This window comes from Roseateles sp. P2_H4 (assembly GCF_056403315.1).
Genome location: NZ_JBFUFR010000009.1, coordinates 154,494 through 163,724, shown reverse-complemented (window position 1 = coordinate 163,724; position 9,231 = coordinate 154,494). Strand labels below are relative to the sequence as shown.

Below are 9,231 nucleotides of genomic sequence, written 5' to 3'. Positions count from 1 at the left end.
GATGAGCCCGGCGTGCAGCCGCGCGTCGAACGGGCCGCTGGTGCGATGCATCGGGCTCGTCACAAGTCGTGTGCGAGAGCGCAGCGGCTCGCTTCTTGTCGCAATGCCGCCGGCTGTTTTCGCGCGCTGCTCATGGCGGCGTCGCGATGGTGTGCGGTTCAGGGCCTCTTCTTTTGGTGACTTTCTTCTGGCCCCGCAGAAGAAAGTTACCCGGCCGCCGGGACGGACTCCCGGCAATGCATCGATGAGGCGCCTACTTCGCCAGAGCAGCCAACAGCTTCTCGTGAATGCCACCAAACCCGCCATTGCTCATGCACAGCAGATGGTCTCCCGGCTTGGCCACCTACCGCTTGGACGCGGTGATGGAATAGAAATTCACATGGATGCGATCCGGCGGGACGAAGTTGCGGTGCTCGAATCGCAAGGTGGTGGCGTCCAGCCTCTTTGCGCGGCCTGGAAAGCATAGCGAAACCACTTCCTCCGGATCTTCCTTCACCAAGTCCAGTGCGAAGCTGCCGATGGCACCTTTCCAATTCTTTGCTGTGCCGAGGATGTACTCGACATCCCTTAGCGTGACTTGGACGTCCGATGCGCCGGCGTTCAGCAAGCTCTTGACGCGGGCAACGATGATCGCTCGCGCACTCTCGTCAACGCATGCGCGATCAATTCTGTCATCCTGCAGTGATGAGATGGGAACCCAACGGAATTCGTCAGTGCTGCCAGGGCTTGCAAAGCCATAGATCCCACCAGGGAACGGCGCGTATTCATGGGTAACCTTCACTTGGCCGCCTGCAGGGAAGGTTTGCGTCCAGTGGTAGGTGTCAGTGGTTCGGATTTCGCCTTTGGGCAGCGATGCCGCCTTGAGGCGCCGGCGCTGAGCAGGACTGAGCTCGTCCTCTTCAGGAAGATTCAGGCAATACGGCAGCCGCATCGGCGGAAAGATCCAGGTCTCGGGGAGTCCGGCGGCCCTCAATTTCTGAGTGACGTCAACGCTGCCGACAACGGCTGATCGCACCAGTGTCGTCGTGACGGGTTTGCCATCGACTTGCGTCGCAAGGCCTTCCACCGGCCTCTGATTTTGCTCAGTCTGCGCCTCTGAAAGGCAGCCGGGATAGGCAGGCGTAGGGAACGCAACAACTGTGCGTACATCCTGATGGGTGGTGTTGCGAAAGATGTAGGCAACACGGATGCGGCTTGGCGAAATGACCAAGTGCTCCACTTCCATGGCGACCGCTTGTGTCTTCGTGAAGACAAGGCCGCCGACGCCGACGCGTGCAGTCGTGTCGTTCGCTGAGGAGGCGGTCGACAACGCGACGCCCGTCAGGAAGACGATGGAAGTAAGACTTGCGCGAACTGAATCGTGGCCTGTCATGGCAATGGTGCGTGGCGCCGCAGTCGCTATTTGGCCAACGCAGCCAGCAGTTTTTCGTGGATGCCGCCGAACCCACCATTACTCATGCACAGCAGGTGGTCGCCCGGCTTGGCTGCCTTGACGATCGCAGCCACCAGCGCATCGACATCAGCGCCAACAAAGGCCTGAGCGCCCATCGGCGCCAACGCCTCCTTCGCATCCCAGCTCAGCCCCTGCTGATTGCAGAAAGCCAGATCGGCCTCCTCCAGCGCCCACGGCAACTGGGCCTTCATCGTGCCCAGCTTCATCGTGTTGGAGCGCGGCTCGAAGATGGCCAGGATGCGCTCCTGCGGCGCGATGCGGCGGCGCAGGCCGTTGACGGTGGTGCGGATGGCCGTGGGGTGATGGGCGAAATCGTCGTAGACCTTGATGCCGCGCACTTCGCCGCGCAGTTCCATGCGCCGCTTGACGTTCTGAAACTCGGCCAGGGCCGCAGCCGACTGCTCGGGCGACACGCCGACATGCTCGGCCGCGGCGATGGCCGCCAGCGCGTTGAGCTGGTTGTGCTCGCCGATCAGGCCCCATTCGACGCGCGCCACCTTGAGGCTGCCGCGCAGCACGTCGAAGGCCTGCGGCTCGCCGCGCGCGCGCAGCATGCCGGCTTCTTCCTTCTTGGCGCCGAAGCGCAGCACCTCGCTCCAGCAGCCGCGTGCGATGACGCGCTGCAGCGCTTCCTCGCGGGCGTTGACGACGAGGCGGCCGCTGGCCGGCACGGTGCGCACGAGGTGGTGGAACTGGGTCTCGATGGCGGCCAGGTCCGGGAAGATGTCGGCGTGGTCGTGCTCGAGGTTGTTCAGCACCGCGGTGCGCGGCCGGTAGTGGACGAATTTGCTGCGCTTGTCGAAGAAGGCCGTGTCGTACTCGTCGGCCTCGATGACGAAGGGCTTGCCTTCGCCCAGGCGAGCCGACACGCCGAAGTTCTGCGGCACGCCGCCGACCAAGAAGCCGGGCTTCTGGCCGGCGTGCTCGAGGATCCAGGCCAGCATGGACGTCGTCGACGTCTTGCCATGAGTCCCTGCCACGGCCAGCACGTGACGGCCTTGCAGCACGTTCTCGGAAAGCCATTGCGGCCCGGACGTGTAGGGCAGGCCGGCGTCCAGGATGGCTTCCATCAGCGGGAAGCGCTCGCCGCGCGTGACGACATTGCCGATGACGAAGACGTCGGGCTTGAGCTCCAACTGCTCGGCGCCAAAACCCGTGATCAGCTCGATGCCCAGGGCCTCGAGTTGGGTGCTCATCGGCGGGTAGACATTGGCGTCGCAGCCGGTGACCTTGTGGCCGGCTTCGCGCGCGAGGGCCGCGAGGCCGCCCATGAAGGTGCCGCAGATGCCGAGGATGTGGAGATGCATGTCAGCGCGCCCTGCAGGGCGTCAAGGAGTCAGCGCAAGGCGGTGCGCGCGGCCGAAAGCGTGGCGTCGATGTCGGCCTGGCTGTGGGCCGCCGACACGAAGCCCGCTTCGTACAGGGCCGGGGCCAGATAGATGCCGGCGTCCAGCATCGCGTGGAAGAAGCGGTTGAAGCGCTCCTTGTCCGTCGTCATGACGGTGGTGTAGTTCTGCGGCAGTTCCGGCATCAGGAAGAAGCCGAACATGCCGCCTTCGCAATCGGCGCTGAAGGGCACGCCGTTCTCCTTGGCCACTGCCTTCAAACCATCCACGAGTTGGCGGGTCTTGGCCGACAGCGATTCGAAGAAGCCGGGTTTCTGGATCTCGCGCAGCGTGGCCAGCCCGCAGGCCGTGGCCACCGGGTTGCCCGACAGCGTGCCGGCCTGGTAGACGCCGCCCAGCGGTGCCAGGTGTTGCATGACCTCGCGCCTGGCACCAAAGGCCGCCAGCGGCATGCCGCCGCCGATGACCTTGCCGAAGACCGAGATGTCGGGTGCGAAGCCAGGGATGAGCTTGGCGTAATGGGCCTGTGCGGAACCCAGGCCGACACGGAAGCCCGTCATCACCTCGTCCAGCACCAGCAGCGCGCCATGCTGGCTGCACAAGCGGCGCATCGCGCTCATGAAGTCCAGCGACGAGCGCACGAAGTTCATATTGCCGGCGATGGGCTCGACGATGACGCAGGCCAGCTCGCTGCCGTACTGGGCGAAGGCAGCCTCGAGCTGCTCGATGTTGTTGTATTCCAGCACCACGGTGTCCGCCGCGGCACCGGGCGTGACGCCGGCGCTGGTCGGGTGGCCGAAGGTGGCCAGGCCTGAACCGGCCTTCACGAGCAGGGCGTCGGTGTGGCCGTGATAGCAGCCCTCGAACTTGATGAACTTGGCGCGGCCGGTGGCGCCGCGAGCCAGGCGGATGGCGCTCATGGTCGCCTCGGTGCCCGAGCTGACCAGGCGCACCTGGTCCATGCTGGGCACGAGCTTGAGGATCTCCTCGGCCAGCTCGATCTCGCGCTCGGTCGGCGCGCCGAAGGAGAAGCCCTCGGCGGCGGCCTTCGTGACGGCCTCCAGCACGGCCGGGTGGCCGTGGCCGAGGATCATCGGGCCCCAGGAGCCGATGTAGTCGACATAGCGCCGGCCTTCGGCGTCATGGATATAGGCRCCATCGCCGCGGGCGATGAAGCGCGGCGTGCCGCCGACGGCGCGGAAGGCGCGCACGGGCGAGTTCACGCCGCCGGGAATGACGCGCGCGGCGCGCTCGAAGAGCTCTGAATTGCTGGCCATGACAGGGAAATCAGGAAATCAATGCATGCGCCGCGGCGTCTTGGGCGGCTGCTCGGGTTCGGGTTCGGGCTCGAAGTCGGGCGGCTCGCCACCTTCCTCGTCCGCGGCGGGCAGGGCCCAGAAGAAGCGGTCGGGGATGACATTGCCCATGCCGGGTCGAAAGCCCGCGTCCAGGGACTGGTCCAGGAAGGACAGGGCCTCGCTGACGGCCGAGTGCAGTTCGGCGCCCACCGACAGCAGGGCGGCCAGGGCGGCGGCCAGCGTGTCACCGGAGCCGACGAAGGCCGTCTCGAAGCGCTCGAACTTCTCGCCGGTGATGGGGCCCTGGGCGTTCGCCAGCACGTTGTCTACATACTGGTTGGGCAACTGGATGCCCGTCACCAGCACATGCTGGGCACCGGCCTGGGCCGCGGCCACGGCCAGCTCGCGGGCCGACGGCGCGCGCTCGTTGTCCCAGTCGGGCAACAGGAAGTCGGTCATCGTCTTGTGGTTGCCCACCAGCACGGCCGTCTGCGGCAGCACCAGCTCGCGCAGCGCGTCCAGGTATTGCTGCTGGTCGTCCTCGTCGATCCAGGCGACCGAGGGCAGATAGGTGACCAGCGGCACGTCCGGGTAGTCGCTCAGCACCTCGGCGACGGCGGCCACGGCCTCGGCGTTGCCGAGGAAACCGACCTTCCAGGCGGTGATGGGCACGTCCTCGAGGATGTGGCGGGCCTGCTCGGCAACGGTGTCGGCGTCGAGGTTCTCGTGCTCGAAGATCTCGGCCGTGTCGCGCAGCACGATGGCGGTGACGACGGGCAGGCAGTGCGCACCCATGGCCGCGATCGTGGCCACGTCGCCGGCCAGGCCGCCTGCGCCGGAAGCGTCGCTGGCATTGAAGCTCAGCACGCAAGCCGGCGGCGGGCTTTCCTGTTCGTCTTGGGTTTCATCGACCTCGGGGTCGGCGGGGAGGGGTGTTGGGCTCATGGGAAGGTCATGCCGAATGCGGTCAAATGGTGCCGCAAAGCGTGGAGTCTGCCGCTAAAAGGCCGCTTCCGAGGCCCTGGGCACAGGCGTTTGCCCTCAGCATTGCGCTCTCGGGCCCTGGCTAGAATGATTCGATTGTAGTGAGCAAACTCTAAGCACCGTGAGCGAACCCAGTACCTGGATGTGCCTGATCTGTGGATGGATCTATGACGAAGCAACGGGTGATCCTGAGCATGGGATCGCCGCCGGTACCGCCTGGGCCGATGTGGACATGAACTGGACCTGCCCCGACTGCGGTGCGCGCAAAGAGGATTTCGAGATGGTGCGCATCTGACTCGGCCTCAAAAGCCTCACAGGGGGCCGGAAGGGCCAGGTCCCGAGCTGAAGTTCCGAGGAGACGACGTTTGAACGAGCAAGTTTCCGGTGCGGGGCCGACCCGCATCCTGGTCATCGACGACAGCAACACCATTCGCCGCAGCGCGGAGATCTTCCTGAAACAGGGCGGCCATGAGGTGGCCCTGGCTGAGGACGGCTTCGACGCGCTGGCCAAATTGGGCGACTTCCATCCCGATCTCGTGTTCTGCGACATCCTGATGCCGCGCCTTGACGGTTATCAGACCTGCGCCATCATCAAGCGCAACCCGCAGTTCTCGGGAGTGCCGGTGATCATGCTGTCGTCGAAAGACGGCCTTTTCGRCAAGGCCCGCGGGCGCATGGTGGGCTCGCAGGACTATCTGACCAAGCCCTTCACCAAGGACCAGCTGCTCCAGGCGGTGATTCAGCACCGGCCGTAAGAAGCACCTTTTGAGAGAGAACTGCCATGAGCATTCAAAACATCCTGCTGGTTGATGACTCCAAGACCGAGCTGCACGCTCTGTCGGAAATGCTGGTCAAGCGCGGCTTCAATGTGCGCACGGCCGAGAACGCCGAAGAAGCCATGAAGCGCCTGGCCGAGGCCAAGCCCGACCTGATCCTGATGGACGTCGTCATGCCCGGCCAGAACGGTTTCCAGCTGACCCGTGCCATCACGCGTGACGAGCGCTATGCCGGCGTGCCGGTCATCATGTGCACGAGCAAGAACCAGGAAACCGACAAGGTCTGGGGCATGCGCCAGGGCGCCAGCGACTATGTCGTCAAACCCGTCAAGGCCGAAGAACTGCTGGCCAAGATCAAGGCCCTCGGCTGAGGCGACAAGGGCATGGCAAACAAAACGGCACTCCGCGAGCTCCAGCAGCGCCTGGCCGAGCGCATGGCGGCGGCGCGTGAGCAGACGCTCATCGCGAACTGGCTGGCTGTCGAATGCGCCGGCGCCGGCCTGCTGTTCTCGCTGAAGCAGGCCAGCGAAATCTTCGCGCCCGTGCCAATCAAGCCCGTGCCCTATGCCAAGCCCTGGCTGGCTGGCGTGGCCAATCTGCGCGGCGGCCTGTTCACCGTCGTCGACCTGGCCGTCTACCTGGGCCTGCGCGACCCCGCGCCCGGCCGCGCCGCGGCGGCGCAAAGCCGCCTGGTGTCGCTGGGCAGCGACCTGAATTTGAACTGCGCGCTGCTGGTGGACCGCCTGGCCGGCCTGCGCAGCGACGAACAACTGCCGCTGGCGCCGCAACAGCCCGCCGGGCCGCTGCCTCGATTCGCTGGCGCGCTGCGCCGCGACGAGGCCGGCCGCAACTGGCAGGAAATCAATCTCGAAGCGTTGTCGCGGCAGGAGAATTTCCTGCATATCGTCGCGTGATGCGCGCATCTGTTTCCAAGCTTCAAGCCGCGTCGTGTGAACGCGGAATCACAAACACTGAAGGACGAGGGTGAGATGAGCCTGCTGGACAAAATCAGGGGAAAGTCCGAAGCCGATGATCTGACGCTGCCGCCGCCGGAAGGTGTCGACACGACCATCGATTCGCGCAGTAGCGCCGGCTTCGACGCCACCCGCAATGCCGACTCGACGCTTGCCGGCGTGGAGATCCCCGCCCGCACCGAGATCTACCCTCGCACCGAGGCACCATCCATCATTTCGCCGGCCGTGCCGACGGAGCCGGGCCCGAACAGCGAGTTCCCGCCCAGCAGCACGATGAGCTTCGCGCCGACGACGCAAGCCGCCGATCCCACCATGCTGCCGCCCGCGGCCGCCACCGGTGCCGAAAAACTGACCGACCTCTTCGGCCGCCACCGTCAGCGCGTGCTGACCGGCCTCGTGGTTCTCGGCCTCGTCGGTACGGCGGCCTCCGTCAGCCTGGTGCTGGCGAGCTCCAACCGCAGCGCGGCCCAGGTGCGTGCCTCCGGTCAGGCGCTGATGCATTCGCAGCGTATGGCCAAGTCCGTGTCCGCGGCCCTGGTCGGCAACCCGGCCGCCTTCGCGGAACTGCGCGAGTCGGTCAGCACCCTGAGCGGCGTCGTCAACAACCTGCGCACCGGCGAGGGTGATCTGGCGATCGCGCCGGCCGCCGTGCAGCCGACGCTGGATTCCCTCAAGCCCCTGGTCGAGCGCGCCGAGAAGAACGGCAAGGTCGTGCAGGCCCAGGAAAAGATCCTGACCCAGGTCGGCCAGGCCCTGCGCGCCATCAACCGCCAGTCCAGCGACCTGCTGGAAAGCGCCGAAGCGGTGTCGTCTCAAGCCCTGCAGATCGGCTCCTCCGCCGGTGAAGTTTCTGCGGTCGGTCAGCTTGTCATGTTGACCCAGCGTATCGGCAAGAGCGCCAACGAATTCCTGACCCAGGAAGGCGTCAGCCCCGAAGCCGTGTTCCTGCTGGGCAAGGACTTGAATTCCTTCAAGCTCATCACCGAAGCGCTGATCAGCGGCAGCCCCGAGCTGCGCCTGAACGCCGCGCGTGACCCGCAGCTGAAGGAACGCCTGCAGACCCTGCTCAAGCAGTACGAGCAGACCCGCACGCAAGCCTCCGCCATTCTGGGCAACCTGCAGGGCCTGGTGTCGGCTCGTGAAGCCCAGACGGCCATCCTGAACGACTCCGAACCGCTGCGCAAAGGCCTGGAACAGGCCGCCGGCGAACTGGAAAAGTCGGGCGGCGCGGGCTGGGGCCTGATCAGCTTCATGGTGCTGTCGCTGATTGCCCTGGTGGCTGGTGCCTTCGGTTTCCTGCGCCTCTTCGTGGCCGACCAGTCCGAGCGCGCCGCGCTTGCTGAAGCCTCGCGCCGCGATGCCGAAGCCCAGGAGCAGGAAGCCAAGCGCGTCAATGACGCCAACCAGGCCGCCATTCTGCGATTGATGAACGAACTGGCCAGCGTCGCTGAAGGCGATTTGACGCAACAGGCGACGGTGACGGAAGACATCACGGGCGCGATTGCCGACTCGGTGAACTACACCGTGGAAGAGCTGCGCAACCTGGTCGGCCAGGTGCAGGCCACGGCAGCCCGCGTGACTGACACGACCGGCGCGGTGGACCAGACGTCCACCGACCTGCTGGCGGCCTCCAAGGAACAGCTGCACGAGATTCGCGCCACCGGCGAGGCCGTGCTCGGCATGGCGGGTCGAATCACCGACGTGTCCGCGCAGGCGCAGACGACGGCCGGCGTGGCGCGCCAGAGCCGGCAGGCTGCCGAGCAGGGTCTCTCCGCGATGCAGAACAACATCGCCGGTATGAACACCATCCGTGACTCCATCCAGGAGACCTCCAAGCGCATCAAGCGGCTGGGCGAGTCGTCTCAGGAAATCGGCGAGATCACGGAGCTGATCTCGGACATTACGGAACAGACCAACGTGCTGGCGCTGAACGCGGCCATTCAGGCGGCGTCCGCCGGTGAAGCCGGTCGCGGCTTCTCGGTGGTTGCGGAAGAAGTGCAGCGACTGGCCGAACGCTCCGGCGACGCGACGCGGCGAATCGCGGCCCTGGTCAAGACCATTCAGACCGACACCCACGACGCGGTGGCCGCCATGGAGCGCTCGACGCGCGGTGTGGTGGAAGGTACGCAACTGTCCGACGCGGCCGGCAAGGCGCTGGAAGACATCGACAGCGTGTCGCGTCAGCTGGACGATCTGATCGGACAGATTTCGACGCAGGCTCAAGCGGAAGCGGAGCACGCCAACGAGGTGGCCTCCAACATCCAGCACATCTTCGCGGTGACCGAGCAGACGTCGGAGGGCACGCGCTCTACCGCCCAGATGGTGCATGAGCTGTCCCGCTCTGCCGAAGCGCTGCGCACTTCCGTGTCCCGATTCAAGGTCGCCTGACCGGCCCCTGAC

Annotated in this window: 9 protein-coding genes; 5 read left to right on the top strand and 4 right to left on the bottom strand. The window is 65.7% G+C overall.

Features of this window, described 5'->3' with window-relative positions:
* Positions 1-343: 343 nt before the first annotated feature.
* The 4 genes from AC1DW3_RS09560 to thiD are packed head-to-tail and all read right to left on the bottom strand — an operon-like array spanning position 344 to position 5,042.
* Positions 344-1,372, bottom strand: coding sequence for a DUF4424 family protein (locus AC1DW3_RS09560; RefSeq protein ID WP_477930821.1), 1,029 nt, complete (start codon positions 1,370-1,372; stop codon positions 344-346).
* 26 nt (positions 1,373-1,398) lie between these two features.
* Positions 1,399-2,760, bottom strand: a complete 1,362-nt coding sequence (gene mpl / locus AC1DW3_RS09555; RefSeq protein WP_477930819.1) for a UDP-N-acetylmuramate:L-alanyl-gamma-D-glutamyl-meso-diaminopimelate ligase — start codon at positions 2,758-2,760, stop codon at positions 1,399-1,401.
* A gap of 29 nt (positions 2,761-2,789) precedes the next feature.
* A complete protein-coding gene (gene hemL / locus AC1DW3_RS09550) occupies positions 2,790-4,076 on the bottom strand; it encodes a glutamate-1-semialdehyde 2,1-aminomutase (RefSeq protein ID WP_477930817.1) in 1,287 nt (428 codons plus the stop codon).
* A gap of 18 nt (positions 4,077-4,094) precedes the next feature.
* Positions 4,095-5,042, bottom strand: a complete 948-nt coding sequence (gene thiD, locus AC1DW3_RS09545) for a bifunctional hydroxymethylpyrimidine kinase/phosphomethylpyrimidine kinase (RefSeq protein WP_477930815.1) — start codon at positions 5,040-5,042, stop codon at positions 4,095-4,097.
* A gap of 181 nt (positions 5,043-5,223) precedes the next feature.
* Here thiD and AC1DW3_RS09540 point away from each other — a divergent pair, with 181 nt between their 5' ends.
* The 5 genes from AC1DW3_RS09540 to AC1DW3_RS09520 all read left to right on the top strand — a co-directional run bounded on the left by AC1DW3_RS09540 (position 5,224) and on the right by AC1DW3_RS09520 (position 9,219).
* Positions 5,224-5,376: a rubredoxin gene (locus AC1DW3_RS09540; RefSeq protein WP_477930828.1), complete on the top strand. Its 153-nt coding sequence runs from the start codon at positions 5,224-5,226 to the stop codon at positions 5,374-5,376.
* Between the two features lie 70 nt (positions 5,377-5,446).
* On the top strand, positions 5,447-5,836 hold the full coding sequence (locus AC1DW3_RS09535) for a response regulator (protein WP_477930813.1): 390 nt from the start codon (positions 5,447-5,449) through the stop codon (positions 5,834-5,836).
* A gap of 26 nt (positions 5,837-5,862) precedes the next feature.
* Positions 5,863-6,228, top strand: coding sequence for a response regulator (locus AC1DW3_RS09530; protein WP_477930811.1), 366 nt, complete (start codon positions 5,863-5,865; stop codon positions 6,226-6,228).
* 12 nt (positions 6,229-6,240) lie between these two features.
* Positions 6,241-6,771: a chemotaxis protein CheW gene (locus tag AC1DW3_RS09525; protein ID WP_477930808.1), complete on the top strand. Its 531-nt coding sequence runs from the start codon at positions 6,241-6,243 to the stop codon at positions 6,769-6,771.
* A gap of 75 nt (positions 6,772-6,846) precedes the next feature.
* Positions 6,847-9,219, top strand: a complete 2,373-nt coding sequence (locus AC1DW3_RS09520; RefSeq protein WP_477930806.1) for a methyl-accepting chemotaxis protein — start codon at positions 6,847-6,849, stop codon at positions 9,217-9,219.
* The last annotated feature ends 12 nt before the right edge of the window (positions 9,220-9,231 follow it).